We start from the raw sequence: 18,491 nt of genomic DNA, 5'->3' as shown, positions 1-18,491 counted from the left end.
ATCTTAAAAAACCAAAGATGTTTTTTCATTTTCGATTAGCTAAGAAATAGGAATACAATAAAAAGTTACTAAATAATATGGAACAACAAATTCAACTCAACGACCACAACAAACAGGAATACCCACCTATGCACACCTGCGAGCATATAGTTAACCGTGCCATGATGAATCTTTTCGGTTGTGGACGGTCAGTATCCGCACATATAGAGAGAAAGAAAAGCAAGCTGGACTATGCTTTGGAAACTGCTCCTACCGAGGAAGATGTAAAACGACTGGAAGAAACTGTAAATGCGGTGATTGCGCAAGGATTGGATGTTACCACAGAATTCATCACGCAAGAAGAAGCACAAGGATGCTTTGACTTGAAACGACTGCCGGAAGATGCTTCGGAAACCGTACGCATAGTGAAAGTAGGCGATTATGATGAATGTCTTTGTTTGGGAACGCACGTAAAGAATACCTCCGAAATAGGAGCCTTCAAAGTGATCAGCCACGACTGGAACGAAGAAGCCAAACGCTGGAGAATGCGTTTCAAATTAGTAGCGTTATAAAGCAATTTTATATAATAGACGTACAAAAAGGCATAAAACAAGTAATTTTGTCAGAATATTAGTGACATTTTGTTAATCAGCGAAACTAAAATCAATTGGCACACGTTTTGCAATTATGTTTGTGAACGACGGTTCAGAAACCGCATGGGAAGTGATTGAAAAATAGTTCCTGAAAGCAGTTTAGGACCGGAAGTTCAGAACTAACCGAATGTTTAACTTAAAGGATAGGAGACTAAAATTATGATGCCTGTTAGAAGAACTCAAAATTGGTTACCAAGTATCTTCAATGATTTCTTTGATAACGAATGGATGGAAAAAGCCAATGCAACCGCTCCTGCTATCAACGTGATGGAAACGGAAAAAGAATACAAAGTAGAATTGGCTGCTCCGGGGATGACCAAAGATGACTTCAACGTTCATATTGACGAAGACAACAATCTGGTTATCAGCATGGAAAAGAAGACTGAAAACAAGGAGGAAAAGAAAGACGGTCGCTATCTGCGTCGTGAATTCTCATACTCTAAGTTCCAACAAACCATGATATTGCCGGACAATGTGGACAAGGAAAAGATTGCAGCACAGGTAGAAAATGGCGTGCTGAACATCAATCTGCCGAAGTTCTCAGCCGAAGAAAAACAGAAGAACAAGAAGTCTATTGAAGTGAAATAAGGTTTCCGATAAACCCTACGGATGAATTAACCAGAACGGGCAACCTCTCTTGCGAGAAGTTGCCCGTTTCTTTTTATATCTCCGAATGTATTTATTTGGCCTTACGCGCTCCTTTCAGAAAACGATTGGTCAGCCATTTGCGTACCGGTTCGTCATAAAGCTTCAGGCAGGCATAAGCAAGGACGAAAGCTCCGACAAAGGTCAGTATCATATAAGGAAGACCTTCGGTAATGGTTGCATTATTGTTACATGCCCAAGCTGTGTATGTATATATCAGTGGGTAATGAGTGATATAAACGGGGTATGAGATATCACCCAAAAACTTACAGATACCCACAGAGCGCTTTCCCGTAACTTTGCCACCGGCTCCCATCGAAACAATAATTGGAAAAACAAAGATAATACAAAGCGCCTCATAGAGTCCGTTCATCCAGAAACCATCTTCACCGCCAATACGGGGAACGGAAAGAACTATTACAATCATCAGACTGCACCACCAGAATGCACGTTTTTTCACCCGTATGAGCCAGCCCAGGCGTGAGAGCAACAAGCCTGCAAAGAACGGATAGAGCAAACGGATAAAGCCTACATATTGTTGCTCCCAATTCAAAGCCCACCCGCCTACAATATCACCTTTCGGTGCAGTAAGACAGAGATGCAAAGTGGCACAGGCTGCCAAAAAAACAAGGATGGACAAAGCAACCTTGTTGAATTTACGGACAAACAAAGCATATAGTATATTGCCGATATATTCATAATAGAGCGACCATGCCGGCCCGTTCAGCGGATGCATTTCCGTCCATCCGCGAATGTCCCACTTCAAAGGAAGGGGAAGCAGCGTACAGCCATAGAGCATGATTATCAGAACTGTTCCGACCGAAACATTATCCATATTCGGAAAACAGGGGGATTTCTGGAAGAAAAAGAAAACAGCACCGATGATGCTACCTATAATCACCATAGGATGCAAACGGATGACACGGCGTTTAAAGAAAGTGCCAATACTCATCCGGTTCCAACGGTCATCGTAGGCATAACCGATTACAAAACCTGAAAGCATAAAGAAAAAGTCTACGGCAAGATAACCGTGATTGATAATTTGCGTGAGATGACTGCCACCCGCATGCGCTTCGAAAAGGTGGAAGATTACGACCATAACGGCTGCTACACCACGCAATCCATCCAGGATTTCATAATGCGGCTTGGAAGCGAGATAAGTTGTCTGCGTATTCATTGAGGTATCAGATATTTTAAATTTGCCTGCAAAAGTAGGATAAAAAACAATAATACAAAATTACTCATTATATATATTGCCAATAAACAAGAATAAATTATTCTATTATCCTATTAAATTAATCTTTTTACTTGTTTATATGGCTAATTTTGCGTTCGTTTGTAGTTACTTAATTATAAAACATTACATATGAAAAAAATATCTTTATATGCAATCATCGCCTGGTTAGGTTTGTTATGCAGCCCAACCCTGTTCACCTCATGTTCCGATGATGATTCCGGAGAAACACCTGACCCTCCCAAAGAAGGTCTGGCAGTAAATCATTGGATAGAAGAGACTATGCGGGAAAACTATTTATGGCATAGTGAGATTCCTCAAGAGAGTAAACTGGATTTCAATGCTGAGCCAGAAACCTTCTTTCAATCTCTACTTAGTTTGAAAGATGGGAAAACACGTAATGGAACACATCACTACTATTCTTATATTGAAAAGAACAAAGATTATGTGCCTGACACACGTACCAGCATTGATTCGGACGATACATACGGTATGGAGTTTGTAACTTTCAATATGGTCGATAAAAATAATAAGCCTTTGGGCTATTATCGTTCATGGGTGTTATACGTCTTACCAGGCAGTCCGGCAGAAGAAGCCGGACTTAAACGGGGAGATTGGCTAAGCCACATTAATGGTGTCAAGTTGAATCAGGACAATTTTACGCAACTGCTCAAAGGTCCGGCTATCGAATTAACAATCCTGTTAGATTTTTCAGACGAAAGTAAAACGAAGAATGTGGCATTATCTGCTTCCCGAAAAGTAGAAGACAATCCGCTATATTGTCACACAACACTGGATGCAGGTGGCAAAAAGATTGGATATTTACTTTATAACCATTTTACAACAGGACCGGATGGCTTTAACGACAAAGCTTATGATAACGAAATGAAAGAGATTCTCGGTGAGTTTGCTTCACAAAATGTAGATGAATTCGTACTCGATTTACGCTACAATGGTGGCGGTTACGTAAGTTCGGCAACCATACTTGCAAGTTTATTAGTGGACGAGAGTCATAAGAGTGATATATTCGGGATAGAGACAGACAATAAAGGTAAATCTTTTAACATCAGATTCAATGCTGAGGGGGAAACTACACATTTAAAGTTGAATCGGCTGTTCATTCTGACAAGTTCATCAACTGCTTCCGCATCTGAAGCTGTAATAAACGGATTGATGCCTTATTATGGAAAAGATAATATCATTCTTATCGGTGAAACCACGGAAGGTAAAAACGTAGGTTCTCTTCATTATTCTGATAAGAAATACGAATGGGCTATTCAACCGATTGTGATGCGTATCACAAATAAAGAAGGAGCAAGCAACGATTATAGCGCAGGACTCGATCCGAGTTACCCGCTTGACGAATTCGAGAGCAATCAGTTACTTCCTTTAGGTGATCCTGACGAATATATGCTAAGTTATGCATTAAAAGTGATTAAGGGCACAGCACCCTCCTCTCGCACTGTTGGTTCCCAAAAAGAAAGAATGCGCATACCTGTTTACCAGTCTATAGAAAGACACAGTACAAACGGAGTATTACTACCTCCGGATTATCTGAAAAACAGAGTTACTGAATAAAGCTAAAGGAGTCGGGAAATTGAGTTTTCCGACTCCTTTAGCTTTATTCACCCTAACTACTTTTCCGATAACTCTTCACAGCCCACAGATTAAAGAAAATCGCAAAGGCAAGCAAAGTCCCCAACTGTGGTAAAAGATCTGCGATACCACCTCCACGCAAATATATAGTGCGCATCACCTCCACAAAATATTTCAGCGGATTGAGGGCAGCTATAAGTTGCGCCCACTGCGGCATGCTATGTATAGGCGTAAATAAACCACTCATCAGAATAAGAATCAGCATAAAGAACCACATAACAAACATCGCTTGTTGTAAAGTGCCCGAATGATTGGAAATTACCAGTCCAAAGCCCGAAACCACCAGCAAGAAAACCATCGAAAAAAGATAAATAGTCAGGAAGTGCCCGGCAGGCAAAATGCCATAAAGCAACCAGGCCAAGAAAAAGCAGATAGTAAGTACTATATACCCAATCAGCCAGTAAGGTATCAATTTTGCAAGAATAAAGATGAATTTCCCGACAGGAGTTACATTGATTTGCTCAATAGTCCCTGCCTCTTTCTCGCCAACCACATTGAGAGCCGGAAGAAAGCCGCAAATCATTGTCAGCAGCATAACCATCAATGCCGGTACCATGAAAAGTTTATAGTTCAGATTGGGATTGAACAAATTCTGAGTCGTTATACTCACTTTGGGGAGTGCCCTGCCGGAATGTACTCCATGTGAAGGAGATTCCGCCTGCAATTCGCGTGTATAATCACTGATAATGGAGGAAAGATAAGAACTTCCCAAACCACCCTTAGTCCCATTCACCGCATTGGCAGCAATCAGCAGACGGGGACTTTTACCATGCACCCAGTCTTTTTCAAAATCACGGGGAATTTCCAGAATGATATCAGCAGTGCCTACTTCAACACCTTCCAAACCCTCGTCATATGTATCAGGAAGAGCCGTCGTGCGGAAATAAGTGGATGCACCTATCTTGTCTACAAGGCGGCGGGAAAGGACACTATGGTCATTGTCCACAATGTTCAGGTTGATGTTCTTTATTTCCAGATTCGCAGCCCACGGCATCAGTATCATAATCATGCATGGGAAGACAAGTATCATCTTCGGCAGGAATGAGTTGCGCAATAATTGCTTGAATTCTTTTTCTATCAGAAATTTTATCATAACAGCCACCCTCCTATTCTAATCGGTTCTTAAACTTCTTGAAACTGATAGTAATCAGTATCGTTGCCATTGTAGCAAGAATGCCGACTTCCATCAGAACAAGCGAAATATCCACTCCCTCAATCATCAGTTTACGCACTGCCTGAATATACCAGCGGGCAGGCAGCACGGCTGAAATGCCCTGCAGTATCACCGGCATACTCTCTATCGGAAATATCATGCCGGAGAGCAACATGGTAGGCATCATCAATATCAATCCGGATGCAAGCATGGCGGCAACCTGTGTCCGCGTCACCGAAGAAATAAGCAGCCCCAGAGCCAGCGAAACAAAGATAAAGAGCAATGACACCGTTATGAGCCAGAACAGACTACCAGCTACGGGTACATCAAGCACATAGACTGAAAGCAACAGGATAGTCGTAAGATTGACAAACGACAATACAAAATAAGGCACCGCTTTTGCAAGAATGATGAACAAGGGTTTCACGGGAGACACCAACAGAATTTCCATCGTACCCGTTTCTTTTTCACGGACAATGGAGATGGAAGTCATCATAGCGCAAATCAGCATCAGGATAAGTCCCATCACACCCGGTACAAAGTTGTACGCACTCTTCATCTGCGGATTATAGAGCAGCTTGACTTCGGGAATAATGGAAGTTGCCTGCACACCCGGAGGAAGCATTTCCCGTCCGGCAACGGTTATGATATTGGCAGCATATCCCGCCTGTGTAGTTGCCGTATTAGGGTCGGTGGCATCGGAAATCAACTGCATGCGGGCTTCACCTGTATAAACGCGGTTGGCAAACTGCTCGTTGAAGATGAGCGCCAGATCTATGTCTCCTCGCTTGAAAGCAGCTTCCACCTCTCCGGGAGAATGTAGATAGGTAGTAACGGAAAAGTATTCGCTGGCATCCAGACGGTCGATGATACGGCGGGTAACCATATCGTTGGACGGATCAAGGATGGCTACACGCACGTTCTTCACTTCCGTTGTAATGGCAAAGCCGAAAAGGATAATCTGCACAACAGGCATCCCCAGCAATATCAGCATCGTACGCCTGTCGCGGAAGATATGGAAGAATTCCTTTCGGACAAAAGCTATGAATTGTTTCATTGTCTAATTCTTTATTAATCCGCCGTCCGCACTGCCTCCCGCGCAAGTTTTTGGAACACATCGTCCATAGTGACGGCATTGAATTGTCGTTTTAGTTTATCAGGCGTATCAAGGGCGCGAATCACACCGTCTACCATAATGGAGATACGGTCGCAATACTCAGCCTCATCCATGAAATGGGTGGTGACGAAGACAGTGATGCCACGGTCGGCTGCCTGGTAAATAAGCTCCCAGAACTGGCGTCGGGTGGCAGGGTCCACACCACCGGTAGGTTCATCCAGAAAAACGATTTTCGGCTCGTGAAAGATGGAAACGGAGAAAGCAAGTTTCTGTTTCCAGCCTAGAGGAAGGCTTTTCACCAATGTATCACGCTCCGCACTCAGGCCAATACGTGTAAGCAGTTCATCGGTCTTCCGGGCTATATCATCTTCCGCCATGCCGTAAATTCCGGCAAAGAGGCGAATGTTCTCCCATACTTTAAGATCTTCATAAAGAGAAAACTTCTGGCTCATATAACCGATGTTTTTCTTCACTTCTTCCGTTTGGGCAGCTACGTCGAAACCTGCCACACGTGCCATGCCTTCCGTCGGACGACTCAGTCCGGTGAGCATACGCATGGCAGTAGTCTTTCCGGCGCCATTAGCTCCCAGGAAGCCAAAGATTTCTCCCTTATGAACGCGGAAAGAGATATGGTCGACGGCGGTGAAACTTCCGAAACGTTTGGTCAGTCCGTCCACTTCGATGACATATTCCTCTTTCTGTTCCGCCTTGCCATGCTGCAAGCCTGCCGGACAAAGTATATCTGAAAATTGCTCCAGAATGCGTTCCGGAGTGTCTATTCCATGTATCTGTCCTTCATTGATGAAGGCGATGCGGTCGCACTGGCGCGCTTCGTCAATGATAGGTGTAGAGGCGATGATGGTAATACCTTGTGCTTTCAAACGACGAAGCATTTCCCAGAATTCCTTACGGGAGACAGGGTCAACACCCGTCGTAGGCTCATCGAGAAAGAGGACATCCGGTTTATGGATAAGCGCACAACTAAGGGCGAGCTTCTGCTTCATGCCTCCGGACAATGCTCTGGCACGGCGTTTCTTGAAAGGTTCTATTTGCTGGTAGATGTCTTTCACCAAGTCGTAGTTCTCTTCAATGGTGGTATGGAAAACAGTGGCGAAGAAGTTCAGATTTTCTTCTACCGTTAAATCCTGATAGAGAGAAAAACGTCCGGGCATATAACCCACACAGCGGCGAATTTCCTTATAATCCCGCACCACGTCCAAGCCGCAGACGGAAGCAGTCCCGTTATCGGAAAGCAGCAAGGTGGTAAGGATACGAAAAAGAGAAGTCTTCCCCGCCCCGTCGGGCCCGATGATTCCGAACAATTCGCCTTGCGGAACAGTAAAGGAAACACCGCGCAGGGCTTCCACTTTACCATAACTTTTGGTGACTCCGTTTACAATAACTGCATGTTCCATAACACTTATCATTTATCTTTAAACTCCACCCCTCCATACATACCTATCTTCAGATAGCCTTCATTCTTCACGGCTATCTTGACGGCATATACCAGATTGGCACGTTCATTCTTCGTCAAAATGGTCTTCGGAGTAAACTCGGAAGTATCCGAAATCCAGGTAACAACACCCGGATATTGTTTATGCTCATCGGTGCCATAGTCAGAGAAAACAGTAACCTTCTGTCCCAACTTTACTTGTGACAGTTGCTCGGAAGTGATATATGCGCGAAGATACATCTGCTGTGTATCGGCAATCTTGAAAAGTGGTGTGCCCACAGCGGTCAATTCTCCTGCTTCGGCGTATTTGGCCAGCACGGTTCCGGTTATCGGAGAGGTGATATAACACTTCTTCAATTGATCTTCCACCTGAACCACCTGAATGCCGACAGATGAACTCTGCCACGTCAGACTCTGGTGACTGTTGGACAATGTGGAGTTTTGTGCCACAAGCTGTTTCCGGAGCACTTCAAGCTGGTCGTCCGCATCATCCAGTTGTTTCTGATTGGCGGCACCCACTTTTAATAAGTTTGCCACACGGTTACGTTCCCGTTCAGCAGCCGTTATCTGTTCCTTGGTGGCAGCCACTTGCTTCAAAATATCGGGGCGCTGTTCTTCAACGGATTTAATATTGGCTTCCAGTTGCAGCTTTTTCAGATAAAGTTGCACGGTATCCACTACACCGACTTCCTGACCTGCTTTCAGCACAGTGCCTTCTTCTATATTGAAGTAAAGCAACTTGCCCGATGCTTCGGCGGACACAAGCACTTCAGTAGTCTCGAATGTTCCGGTAGCATCATATTCTGGAGTACCATTTCCACAAGCGGAGAAAAGGGCCAATAGGGAACAAAGTCTCAGTAAATTCTTTGATTTCATAATGATCTATATTTTTATATGCCTTTAATTATTCAATGTATATTTCAAATTCCAAAGATTCATCAGCAATTGCACCTCATGTGCAGCTTTAGTCTGGCGTGCCAGATTCTCAGATGTAATTTCACGTAGCATATCGGTAACGGTAAGCGTCCCATTCGCCACTTTTGCCTCGGCAGCCTTTCTGATGTTGACACGTAAACGGATAATCTCGTCATCATCCGCCATCTGTTTGCGCATAGAAAGTATGGCAGAATTCTGCTGGGTGGATTGCAGATGGGTATTAAACAGGAAAACATCTCGGTTTGTCTCCAACAGCCTACGACTATTGTCTATCAACTTGCGGTCGTTACGCAAAGTATACAGACTGCCAAAGTTCCACGACATACGGACTCCCGCCACATAATATGCAGAGAAATCATCCTTCAACATATTCAGCCCCGGATTGCCGTAAGCTCCCTGCACAAACAGACCGAAGCGAGGACGCAAACGGGTTTTCAAGGCAGACTCCTGCACATTCAGTTGGCTTCCCTGTGCATCGAACCAGCGAAGTTCGGGACGGTTGTTCACGAGTGACGCCGATTCAAGAATATCCGCAGGTTTCTGTAAAGTAGTCGTGATACCGATTTCCTTTCCTATGAATATGGAAAGCATACTCAGATACGCTTGTCGCGAAGATTCCAGTTCAATGCGTTTCTGGCGGGTATTCAGCATCTCCACGCTCACGGCATCCAAGTCGCTTTGATTGGCAATACCATTTGCCATATAGTTAGAAACTTGTTTGTGGGTACGCTCCAAGTCTTCTTGCAGAAGCTGATTCTGTCGTAATTGTTCGTCCAGTAATAAAATACCGAAGTAAACCTGATTCACACGATCGTTCAGTGCATACATATCCACTTCCTGCTTCTCGCGGTCTACGTCCGAAATAGCCCGCGTCAGTTGCCTCTTTGAGTGTATATCACCACCATCCCAAATGTTCTGCGAAACTTCAAGCATCATCTGATACTGGTCTTTAGACATACTTTTTATATCAATGCCTGGTATATCCACCGGAAGTTTTGTGACGTCGCTCTGATAGGTTGCTTTTCCCGAAATAGAAAACTGCGGTAAATATCCTTTTCCAGCATTGGCAAGATTATATTCACGTGCCTTTTCTATCAACCCGTATTGGCGCACCAGCGGATAGTTAGCCTGTGCCTGGCGCTGACATTCTTCCAGTGTCAACTGGGCGTGCATCAGCGCAGCCGTGAACAGAAAAGCAAAAGAAAAAATCGTTCGTTTCATGTCTATTATTAATTAGTTATGAGCTATGGTGCAAAGATAGACCATAAAGCTACATAAATACTTTCTATTAGTCGAATGATATGTTCCATTTGTTCGATACATAGTCTATAAAGACATAAAACAGCACGATTTTATTACCTTTGCCACAGATATACATCCCTAACAGAAGCAAAACAATGAAGAAAAATAAACCTCTGAATCTTGATTTTCAAGAAATAAAAGAGAATGCAGAGTTCATCACCCGTGCTGAATTCCGTTCTATCCACCGCGGCATCGGAATGGTTATCAGCTTTGCACAGATGCAAAGTTCACTGTTCCGCGTCGGACAACCCTACCGTGCAAAAGAGAGTCGTATCATTCGCATCATCCAAGGCATAGGGAGAATCTCAATCAACTTGGTAGAGCATGATGTGGAGAAACAGATGATTGTCGTCATCCCTCCAAACTCACTTATAGAAGTAATAGATATAAGCCCGGATTATGATTTTCAGGTCATTGTCCCCGAGAATGATTTCCTGCCGGCTGTGCAGAGCAATAGCATAACGGACCTATACGGCAGACAGGAAATTGTGCTCTCGCTGGGTACGGAAGAATGGGAACATACCGGCGAGTTTTTTTCCCTGCTTTGGGAAAGCATGCACCGTTCACCCTTCCGCACCGAAGTAGTGCAACATTTGGTAACTGCCATATTATATGATATAAGGTATATGTTCAACCAGAAACAGACAGCCTCCCGCACACGCTTTTCCCGCCAGGAGGAGACATTCAATCGCTTTATAACTTTGATAAACGAGCATGGTAAACATGAACGAAACATCAGCTTTTACGCCGACAAACTGTGCCTAACGCCCCATTATCTGAGTACGGTGATTCGTGAAACAAGTGGGCAGACAGTGATGCAATGGATCAACCAAGCGGTTATCCTTGAAGCAAAAGTATTGCTGAAACATAGCGATATGCTGGTATTCCAGATTTCGGATGAGCTGAACTTTCCCAATCCATCGTTCTTTTCAAAGTTTTTTAAACGAATGACTGGGATGACTCCGGCAGAGTATCAGAAGAATACGTAAAAAAAACAAAAGGGTGTCGCTCTTCTCGAAGTTATATAGAAAGAATTATAAATGTCTTACAGCAGGACAATGCGTTTCTGCATAATATCCATTAACTGCGCTTTCAATTGCTTGGCATTGATAGGCTTGGGCATATAGCCATCGAAACCACTTTCCATGACCTTTTGCTCGTCCGAAGCATAGGCAAAGGCCGTGACAGCAATGATAGGGGTCTTTGCCGAGTACTTACGGATTTCCTGCGTAGCTTCATACCCATCCATCACAGGCATATTGATGTCCATCAGCACAATCTGCGGATTATGTTCCCTAAACATCTCCACCGCTTCCCTACCATCCCAGGCATGAATCAGATGGTAGTCAAATTTAAGGATAGACTCAAACAATTTGTAATTACTTGCATTATCTTCCGCTATCAGGATAGTTAGCTTGCCCTTTTCCACTACGATGGGTTGAAGATTTTCTTGCTTCCTCGTTTTATCCACAGCCACAGCCGATGCATAGGGCAATGTGAACCAGAAAGTCGAGCCCTGTCCTTCTTCCGACTCCACACCGATCTTTCCACCCATGTGATCCAACAACGTCTTGCAGATGGAAAGCCCCAATCCGGTTCCTTGTGCAAAAGAGTTTAGTTTGACAAAGCGTCCGAAGATATTCTGCTGCTTATCTTTTGGAATGCCACATCCGGTATCCGCTACATAAAAATACAGCTCCTTTCCCCGTAGTTCATAGCCAAAACGGATGCTCCCTTTTTGGGTGAATTTAATGGCATTAGTCACTAGATTTATCATCAACTGGGATAATCGGTTCTTCTCCGTATGGACTATGCAAGTTTCCGCCGGTTCCACAAACTCCAGTTTCACCGCATCCGATTTCACCCTAAGCAGCAGACCACATTCCAACTCTTTCATCAATGCATTCAGGTTGACATTGGAATACTTGAAATCCAATGTACCGGCTTCTATTTTCGACAAGTCGAGAATGTCACTTATCAGTTGCAACAACAGTGTATTATTGTTCTCAATGATGCTGACATATTCCTGTTTTTCCTGCTCCTCTTCAGTAGATGCCAATATACCCGAGAAACCGACAATTGCATTCAACGGAGTACGTATCTCATGGCTCATATTGGCAAGGAAAGCCGATTTCAAACGATTGGACTCTTCGGCACGGTCTTTCGCCGTGGTAAGTTCCTGCTCCATCTTCTTGCGATTGGTGATGACGAGGGAGGAGCCAACCAGCGTAAGCGGTTTTCCATTCTCGTCACGTGTCTCGACGGCGGCTTGGGCTTCTACCCAATCTATCTTGTGCAGATTATTTTTTTGTACGTTGACTATCCGGTATTCTTCTTTCACTTTCTCCGACCGTCCTTCAATCAGGTCCTGATATGCTTTTTCCACCCGTTGGCGGTCCTCCTTAAATATCTTGGAGAAATATTGGGAATCGGGCACAGCCAGTTGTTCTTCTCCCACATCTCTCCCAGCAGTACTCAATTCAATCGGCTTGTTGATGTCACACAAAATAGTTTTGCTCAATAAGTCCCATTTCCAAGGAACGATATTGGCTACATCAAGAGCCATGGCAAGCTTATTATTCGTAGCACTCAGTTTCTGCTGTGTCTTATGTAGCTCCGTACTGTCCAGACAGAAAACATCAATCATATTGCCATGATTCGTACCTTTCAATATCACATCATAGAAGGTGTTGATAGCCTTGAAGTAATAAGGAAATGCGATCGCCCTGTTCTCCGCCAATGCAATCTTGGTGAAGTGTAGGAACTCAGCCATGGATTCAGGAAATATTTCACTGGCTTTTTTGCCGATAACCTCTTCTTTACGATAGAAGTGTTTCTCAAATTCCGAATTCACATTCCGATAAATCAGCTCGAGGGGAGCGCCGTTTTCATCAGTAACCAGTTCCTCCTGCATATAGAGCAAAGGCATATTATTCACCAGATTTTTATAGGTAGCCATCATGTCTATCTCTTTCTGTTGCGCCCTCTTCAACTCATTCAAATTACAGATGCGGTAAAGAAAGAATAGAGTCAGCAACAAAGTACCAAGGAGTGTTCCCACAATAAAATAACGGTAATGTTCCCAGAATGTAGGAGGCTTATTAAGGAAATGGGTATCGGCAGGACACTGTGAAGCAGAAAGACCTTTACGTTGTAGCACTTCGTAATTAATGACAGGCGCCCCGTCCAATGGAATATAGAAGGGAATATCACGTGCTTGTTTTCCTTCCAATATTTCCTTCATCACCTGATGCAACCTCTCGTGATAGAGTGCCTGATTGTAGGTATATCCTCCGACCATACCTTCCTTTCCGCTTGCGATGTCTACAAAGTTCAGAGAGAACAAGGGAATGGAAACTGTAGCAATGAGTTTATGAGAATTGGTTGTCAGCGAAGTATTGCCAGCAAACGTGGATTTACAAAACCATGAGGAAAACAGAACTCCTGTTGTTCTGGGATTTTCATGATACAAGAAGTCCAGCAACTGGTTTGTGGTCATCCGCTCAGAAGATAAAAACTGAAAACCGATGTTCGGATAATGAGTATTCAGCTCTTCTTCTAGAATCGCCGCACCATTTTGGTTGACCTGTCGGCCATCACCTATAAAAATCAATTCCTCCATATTAGGAATCATCTGTTTTATTAAACCGATATTCTCGCGGAGATAGAGATTAGCATACAGAAAGGTCAAGTTGTAAGGTTCAGACAAGTCAGAAAGATGAATCCGATCGGCCTTCTTAATAGGCTGTTTGCGAAAATAGGCTTCTTGTGGTCCTACATAATCTTCCTGCGCGCAGAGTATGATAGGAACATCTCCCCACATCTTTCTCAACTCATCACGCAATATCAAAGCAGGATTTCCCAACAATACTACCATACGGGGACGTTTCTGATACTTACATAAAATAGTATGCTTAAACTCCTCCAAAATGGTATCATTATTAATCAGCAGCATATTCATATGCTCTGCATAAAGAGCAATATTAGGGTCTCCTTGCGCAAATTCCGTCATGCTGGAAATCACCCGGCTGCTCCAGGGAGAAGCGTCTGTGTACGAATTAATACATAGAATGTATCGTTCCGCATTAATCTCGTCTTTCTGTGCACTAAGTGTATTTATAGACAAAAGACAGAGAATAAAAAAAGAATATAGTATTTTCATCTGTGTTGGAAATATTTTATGTCTTGTAGAAATGATTTATTCCCGCATTGCAAAAGTAATGAAAAAAGTAGATAAAAAACAAAACTTGTTTAATTTTTATTATTCTGAACGCAGAAATGTAAAGGAACAGGGGCTTAGCTCTTTACTCCAAATGCCACACTTTATCATCCGGAATGCCACACTTGACAACACTTGAAGTGTGGTATTCCGGATGATAAAGTGTGGCATTCCGCCCGTTCAGATGTGGCATTTGTCTACATGATTCCACAGCAGATAAAAGATGTGATTTACAATTTTCTTTTTTCCCTGCAATACGACCGGTGCCCGTAGACGACAATCACCACGAAACAGATGAACGGAAGGATGAATGAGAGGTTCACGGCAGGCATGCCCAGCAATGTATGGCAATCAATGATACTGGCTTGGAGTGGCGGCAACACCGAACCTCCCAGAATAGCCATAATCAATCCAGCAGCACCGAATTTGGCATCATCACCCAATCCCTGCAAAGCGATACCGTAAATTGTGGGAAACATCAGAGACATACAGGCAGATACGCCCACCAGACAATACATGCCCCAGATATTTTGGAAACCGATTACTCCGGCAGTAAACAAACAGGCGACAATAGCCAACACTTTCAATAATAGTCCCGGGCTGAGGTATCGCAGAATAAACGTACAAATGAAGCGACTGGCACAGAAGATAACCATAGCAATGATATTATACTGTTGTGAAAGAACTTCCGCCGCCTTTTCTTCCATACCTTGCGACATAAACAAGCGGGTGCCGTACTGGATAACGAATGTCCAGCACATAATTTGCGCTCCTACATAAAAGAATTGGGCAATTACTCCTTCACGGTAATGGTGTATCATGAATATCCGCTTCAATGTAGGCAGGAAGTTGATGCCATGAGACTGGTCGCCATTCTTCGGCATCTTCACCATTCGGATTACGAGCAACATGGCCAGAATTACAAGCCCGATGATGAGATAAGGAGCAATCAATACCATCAAATCAGAATCGCGTACAGCCGCAAATTCCGTATCCGAAAGTTGACTGCGTTCTACCGTATCCATCGGATTGAGACGGTTCTGAATGAAATTCATAGCCACATACATACCCAGCAACGAACCCATCGGATTGAAAGACTGTGCCAGATTCAGGCGGCGGGTAGAGGTAGCCTCATCACCCATAGAGAGGATGTAAGGATTACAACTCGTCTCCAGAAACGACAAGCCGCACGTCAAGATGAAATAAGCTATGAGAAAAGGATAATAATTCCCCGTTAACATAGCAGGATAGAACAGGAATGCACCTATGGCATACAGTCCCAATCCCAGCAACACACCCGCCTTATAGGAATACCTGCGGATGAAGATTGCCGCCGGAAATGCCATAGCGAAATATCCGCCATAGAAAGCCACCTGCACCAATGCCCCGTCAGTGACACTCATACGGAAGATTTTGGAGAAGGCTTTCACCATCGGATTAGTGATGTCGTTGGCAAAGCCCCACAAGGCGAAGCAACTGGTGATAAGTATGAACGGAATGAGATAACTTACTCCGTCTTTGCTGATAATACTGGTTTTCTTGGTGTTGTTCATGGTATTTCTGTCTTTTGTCAGTTAGTCATATAAGTGGAAAATTCGTTCCATCGGCTGCCATTTCTCGGCGGCAGTGGAACCGGGTTTCACAAGCTGGAAGATGGCCATATAGTCTTCCCATTCCTGTTGTCGCGGCAGGGAGGCAAGGCGTTCCATAGCCGTATCCCAGTCGAAGCCCACAGGCACTTCGACAATCATAAACAGGCGGGTGCCTAACAGATAGATTTCCATTTCCAGAATACCTGCTTCACGGATACCGGCAGGTATTTCGGGCCAGATGGCTGTCTGGCTGTGACGACGACGATATTCGGCTATCAGTTCCGGGTCGTCACGAAGTTCCAGTGTCCGGCAGATGCGCTCCACAGGTTGATGATGCTCTTTGGCAGGATAACGTTTGATTGATGTGTCCATAGTTATTTTATTAAAATGCAAATAAACCAATTTAAATGAAGAATGAGAAATGAAGAATGAAGAATTTTGCTGCGCTGTAAAAGCATGCCGAAAGGAAATTCTTCATTCTTCATTTCTCATTCTTCATTTAAAAAAGTCCTGGCTTGCACCAGAATATTTCCGATAGCAGTAGCCTCCACAGGTCCGGCGATGACAGGAATGCCCAGTGCATCGGCAGTCAGACGATTCAGCAATGCATTGCGCCCCCCACCGCCGATAATATTCAGTTGCTCTATTGGAGACGGAAGCAAGCGGTTCAGTTGCTCAATGGCCCGTTTATAACGTTGGGCAAGTGATTGAAGTACACAACGCACGTACTCACCCGAAGTGACAGGAATGGGTAACTGATGTTCACGACAGTAATCAGCTATGGTAGCTTCCATATCAGCCGGATTCTGAAATACTTTATTGTCCACATCAATAACCGAAGAAATATCCGCACTTTCAGCAGCAGAAAGCAATACATCATAAGTACACTCCTCGCCCCTCTCTTTCCATTGTGCCATGAGACGCTGAAGTATCCACAAGCCGGTGATATTCTGGAGAAAACGGATCTTTCCGCCTACTCCACCCTCGTTGGTGAAACCGCATATCCGAGCTTCTTCCGTGAGAATGGGCTCGTCCAGTTCCACCCCCAGCAAAGACCAGGTTCCCGAACTGAGGAATGCACAACGCGATTTATCCACTTGCGTCTCAGGAATAGCAAAAACGGCGCTTGCCGTATCGTGAGAACCGACAGCAATCACATCCACTTCTTCCGTAAAACCGATTTCTTCGGCAATCTCCGGTTTCAGCTTGCCGCGCACGGTGCCTGGCATCACAATATCACCAAAAAGATGTTCCGGCACTCCTAAACGGCGAATTAACTCCCAGTTCCAGGTACGGCTACGGGCATCAAGCAATTCGGAGGTAGAGGCAATGCAATACTCATTGTTCGCCACCCCGGTCAGGAAGAAACTGAAAAGATCGGGCATGAACAAAAGGCGGTCCGCCACTTCCAACTGCACATCATTGTTCTTCTTCATACTGTAGAGTTGAAAGAGCGTATTGATAGACATTACTTGTATCCCCGCTTCGGAATAATGACGGGAAAGATTACCACCAGGATAGTTTCTGAAAACATTAGCATCCATACACGGAGAATTCAGATCCGAAGTATCAAAAAATTCTTCCGGCAAACCATCCGTCCGCGAATCACGATAGCAAACTGGATTTCCCAACAGATTTCCATTCCTATCTATTAAAGCAAAATCCACACCCCAGGTATCAATACCGATGCTTCTGATATGATACCCTTTGCGCACAGCCTGCCGAAGCCCATTCTTCATCTCGTCGAACAAGGCAAGGAAATCCCAATACACATGATTGCCCATCCGCACCTGGCGGTTCGGAAAACGGTACACCTCTTCCAGCTTCAGCGTACCCTGGCAGGTGGAACCGGCCATCACACGACCGCTTCCACCTCCAAAATCTACTGCCAGATAGGTATTCATCATTTGGTTTTCTTCCCTAAGATGTACGTTTCAAGATCATCTATCTCTTCGGGAGTAAGCACCGTGTAGTCGCCTCCGGACTGGATGATGATGCGACACGCCATCTCAAAGAACATGGCACGCTCAAAGGCTTGGTCAAAATCCTTTCCGCATACCACTTGCCCGTGTTTCAGCAACAAGACGGAATTATGGCCTTTCAAAGCGTCAATCACTCCCTGCGCCAGCTCTTTCGACCCAGGACGAAAATAAGGCACTACCGGAATTTCACTTCCCACATGGCAAGGTACCTCTGCTGTCACATTGAAGTTCGTGGGACGATTCTTCATGCAAGCCACAGCCGTAGCATAGTGCGACTGAAAATGCAGGACTACATTCACATCGGGACGTTCACGCAATACACCGAGGTGGAAACCGCTCTCCATGGAAGGTTTCACCCCATTCAGCACTTCTCCGGTGGAAAGGCGGCAAACGGCCACTTTCTCTTTCGGAAGGGAAGGTACCCATGAGCCTGTGCCCGAAAGCAAAACCTCGTCGCCAATGCGCCAGGAAATATTGCCACTACTGCAAATTGTCAATCCGGCATCTCCTACCCGATGCGCCTGGGCAATGAATTGTTCTATCTGTTCGTTAGTTATCATGTTTCTGTTA

At 44.4% G+C, this 18,491-nt stretch carries 15 protein-coding genes; 4 read left to right on the top strand and 11 right to left on the bottom strand.

Going from position 1 to position 18,491, the window contains the following annotated elements; translation table 11 throughout:
- The first annotated feature begins 77 nt into the window (after positions 1-77).
- Positions 78-551, top strand: a complete 474-nt coding sequence (locus tag QZ135_RS03875; RefSeq protein ID WP_294606095.1) for a hypothetical protein — start codon at positions 78-80, stop codon at positions 549-551.
- Between the two features lie 240 nt (positions 552-791).
- The gene (locus QZ135_RS03870; protein WP_181983227.1) at positions 792-1,220 is read left to right on the top strand and encodes an Hsp20/alpha crystallin family protein; all 429 of its coding nucleotides are present in this window, start codon (positions 792-794) and stop codon (positions 1,218-1,220) included.
- A 91-nt stretch (positions 1,221-1,311) separates the two neighbouring features.
- Here the strand turns inward: QZ135_RS03870 and QZ135_RS03865 are convergent, their stop codons facing one another.
- Positions 1,312-2,454 (bottom strand): acyltransferase, encoded by a 1,143-nt coding sequence (locus QZ135_RS03865; RefSeq protein ID WP_294606094.1) that lies wholly within the window; start codon positions 2,452-2,454, stop codon positions 1,312-1,314.
- Positions 2,455-2,643: 189 nt separating this feature from the next.
- Here QZ135_RS03865 and QZ135_RS03860 point away from each other — a divergent pair, with 189 nt between their 5' ends.
- Complete coding sequence (locus tag QZ135_RS03860) at positions 2,644-4,089, top strand: S41 family peptidase (RefSeq protein ID WP_294606093.1); 1,446 nt, start codon at positions 2,644-2,646, stop codon at positions 4,087-4,089.
- Positions 4,090-4,141: 52 nt separating this feature from the next.
- Here the strand turns inward: QZ135_RS03860 and QZ135_RS03855 are convergent, their stop codons facing one another.
- The 5 genes from QZ135_RS03855 to QZ135_RS03835 are packed head-to-tail and all read right to left on the bottom strand — an operon-like array spanning position 4,142 to position 10,053.
- Positions 4,142-5,260, bottom strand: a complete 1,119-nt coding sequence (locus QZ135_RS03855; RefSeq protein WP_294606092.1) for an ABC transporter permease — start codon at positions 5,258-5,260, stop codon at positions 4,142-4,144.
- Positions 5,261-5,273: 13 nt separating this feature from the next.
- Positions 5,274-6,377, bottom strand: a complete 1,104-nt coding sequence (locus QZ135_RS03850) for an ABC transporter permease (protein WP_294606091.1) — start codon at positions 6,375-6,377, stop codon at positions 5,274-5,276.
- A gap of 14 nt (positions 6,378-6,391) precedes the next feature.
- Positions 6,392-7,852 carry an ATP-binding cassette domain-containing protein gene (locus QZ135_RS03845; RefSeq protein WP_294606090.1) on the bottom strand — a complete coding sequence of 487 codons (1,461 nt, stop codon included), beginning with the start codon at positions 7,850-7,852 and terminating at the stop codon, positions 6,392-6,394.
- 8 nt (positions 7,853-7,860) lie between these two features.
- Entirely contained in the window at positions 7,861-8,766 is a 906-nt protein-coding gene (locus QZ135_RS03840) for an HlyD family efflux transporter periplasmic adaptor subunit (RefSeq protein WP_294606089.1), read from the bottom strand.
- Between the two features lie 24 nt (positions 8,767-8,790).
- On the bottom strand, positions 8,791-10,053 hold the full coding sequence (locus QZ135_RS03835; protein ID WP_294606140.1) for a TolC family protein: 1,263 nt from the start codon (positions 10,051-10,053) through the stop codon (positions 8,791-8,793).
- 170 nt (positions 10,054-10,223) lie between these two features.
- On the opposite strand from QZ135_RS03835, the gene QZ135_RS03830 reads away from it, so the two are divergent.
- Positions 10,224-11,117, top strand: a complete 894-nt coding sequence (locus QZ135_RS03830; protein WP_294606088.1) for a helix-turn-helix domain-containing protein — start codon at positions 10,224-10,226, stop codon at positions 11,115-11,117.
- Positions 11,118-11,173: 56 nt separating this feature from the next.
- Here the strand turns inward: QZ135_RS03830 and QZ135_RS03825 are convergent, their stop codons facing one another.
- The 5 genes from QZ135_RS03825 to QZ135_RS03805 all read right to left on the bottom strand — a co-directional run bounded on the left by QZ135_RS03825 (position 11,174) and on the right by QZ135_RS03805 (position 18,481).
- A complete protein-coding gene (locus QZ135_RS03825) occupies positions 11,174-14,290 on the bottom strand; it encodes an ATP-binding protein (RefSeq protein ID WP_294606087.1) in 3,117 nt (1,038 codons plus the stop codon).
- Positions 14,291-14,577: 287 nt separating this feature from the next.
- Positions 14,578-15,900 carry an L-fucose:H+ symporter permease gene (fucP, locus tag QZ135_RS03820; RefSeq protein ID WP_294606086.1) on the bottom strand — a complete coding sequence of 441 codons (1,323 nt, stop codon included), beginning with the start codon at positions 15,898-15,900 and terminating at the stop codon, positions 14,578-14,580.
- Positions 15,901-15,921: 21 nt separating this feature from the next.
- Positions 15,922-16,311: an L-rhamnose mutarotase gene (locus tag QZ135_RS03815; RefSeq protein WP_294606085.1), complete on the bottom strand. Its 390-nt coding sequence runs from the start codon at positions 16,309-16,311 to the stop codon at positions 15,922-15,924.
- A gap of 116 nt (positions 16,312-16,427) precedes the next feature.
- Positions 16,428-17,843, bottom strand: coding sequence for a rhamnulokinase family protein (locus QZ135_RS03810; protein WP_294606139.1), 1,416 nt, complete (start codon positions 17,841-17,843; stop codon positions 16,428-16,430).
- Positions 17,843-18,481 (bottom strand): class II aldolase/adducin family protein, encoded by a 639-nt coding sequence (locus tag QZ135_RS03805; RefSeq protein ID WP_294606084.1) that lies wholly within the window; start codon positions 18,479-18,481, stop codon positions 17,843-17,845. The genes QZ135_RS03810 and QZ135_RS03805 overlap by 1 nt, the downstream gene beginning before the upstream one ends.
- Positions 18,482-18,491: the final 10 nt, after the last annotated feature.

Source organism: uncultured Bacteroides sp. (assembly GCF_905207245.1).
In the GTDB taxonomy this organism is placed as follows: Bacteria; Bacteroidota; Bacteroidia; order Bacteroidales; family Bacteroidaceae; genus Bacteroides.
The sequence above is the reverse complement of the archived record's forward strand: the minus strand, read 5'-3'. Positions and strand labels throughout refer to the sequence as shown.

What these genes read in the sequence shown, in the direction of transcription:
- QZ135_RS03875 (WP_294606095.1), top strand. Translation starts at nt 78, where the DNA reads ATGGAACAACAAATTCAACTCAACGACCACAACAAACAGGAATACCCA.
- QZ135_RS03870 (WP_181983227.1), top strand. Translation starts at nt 792, where the DNA reads ATGATGCCTGTTAGAAGAACTCAAAATTGGTTACCAAGTATCTTCAAT.
- QZ135_RS03865 (WP_294606094.1), bottom strand. Translation starts at nt 2,454, where the DNA reads ATGAATACGCAGACAACTTATCTCGCTTCCAAGCCGCATTATGAAATC.
- QZ135_RS03860 (WP_294606093.1), top strand. Translation starts at nt 2,644, where the DNA reads ATGAAAAAAATATCTTTATATGCAATCATCGCCTGGTTAGGTTTGTTA.
- QZ135_RS03855 (WP_294606092.1), bottom strand. Translation starts at nt 5,260, where the DNA reads ATGATAAAATTTCTGATAGAAAAAGAATTCAAGCAATTATTGCGCAAC.
- QZ135_RS03850 (WP_294606091.1), bottom strand. Translation starts at nt 6,377, where the DNA reads ATGAAACAATTCATAGCTTTTGTCCGAAAGGAATTCTTCCATATCTTC.
- QZ135_RS03845 (WP_294606090.1), bottom strand. Translation starts at nt 7,852, where the DNA reads ATGGAACATGCAGTTATTGTAAACGGAGTCACCAAAAGTTATGGTAAA.
- QZ135_RS03840 (WP_294606089.1), bottom strand. Translation starts at nt 8,766, where the DNA reads ATGAAATCAAAGAATTTACTGAGACTTTGTTCCCTATTGGCCCTTTTC.
- QZ135_RS03830 (WP_294606088.1), top strand. Translation starts at nt 10,224, where the DNA reads ATGAAGAAAAATAAACCTCTGAATCTTGATTTTCAAGAAATAAAAGAG.
- QZ135_RS03825 (WP_294606087.1), bottom strand. Translation starts at nt 14,290, where the DNA reads ATGAAAATACTATATTCTTTTTTTATTCTCTGTCTTTTGTCTATAAAT.
- fucP (WP_294606086.1), bottom strand. Translation starts at nt 15,900, where the DNA reads ATGAACAACACCAAGAAAACCAGTATTATCAGCAAAGACGGAGTAAGT.
- QZ135_RS03815 (WP_294606085.1), bottom strand. Translation starts at nt 16,311, where the DNA reads ATGGACACATCAATCAAACGTTATCCTGCCAAAGAGCATCATCAACCT.
- QZ135_RS03810 (WP_294606139.1), bottom strand. Translation starts at nt 17,843, where the DNA reads ATGAATACCTATCTGGCAGTAGATTTTGGAGGTGGAAGCGGTCGTGTG.
- QZ135_RS03805 (WP_294606084.1), bottom strand. Translation starts at nt 18,481, where the DNA reads ATGATAACTAACGAACAGATAGAACAATTCATTGCCCAGGCGCATCGG.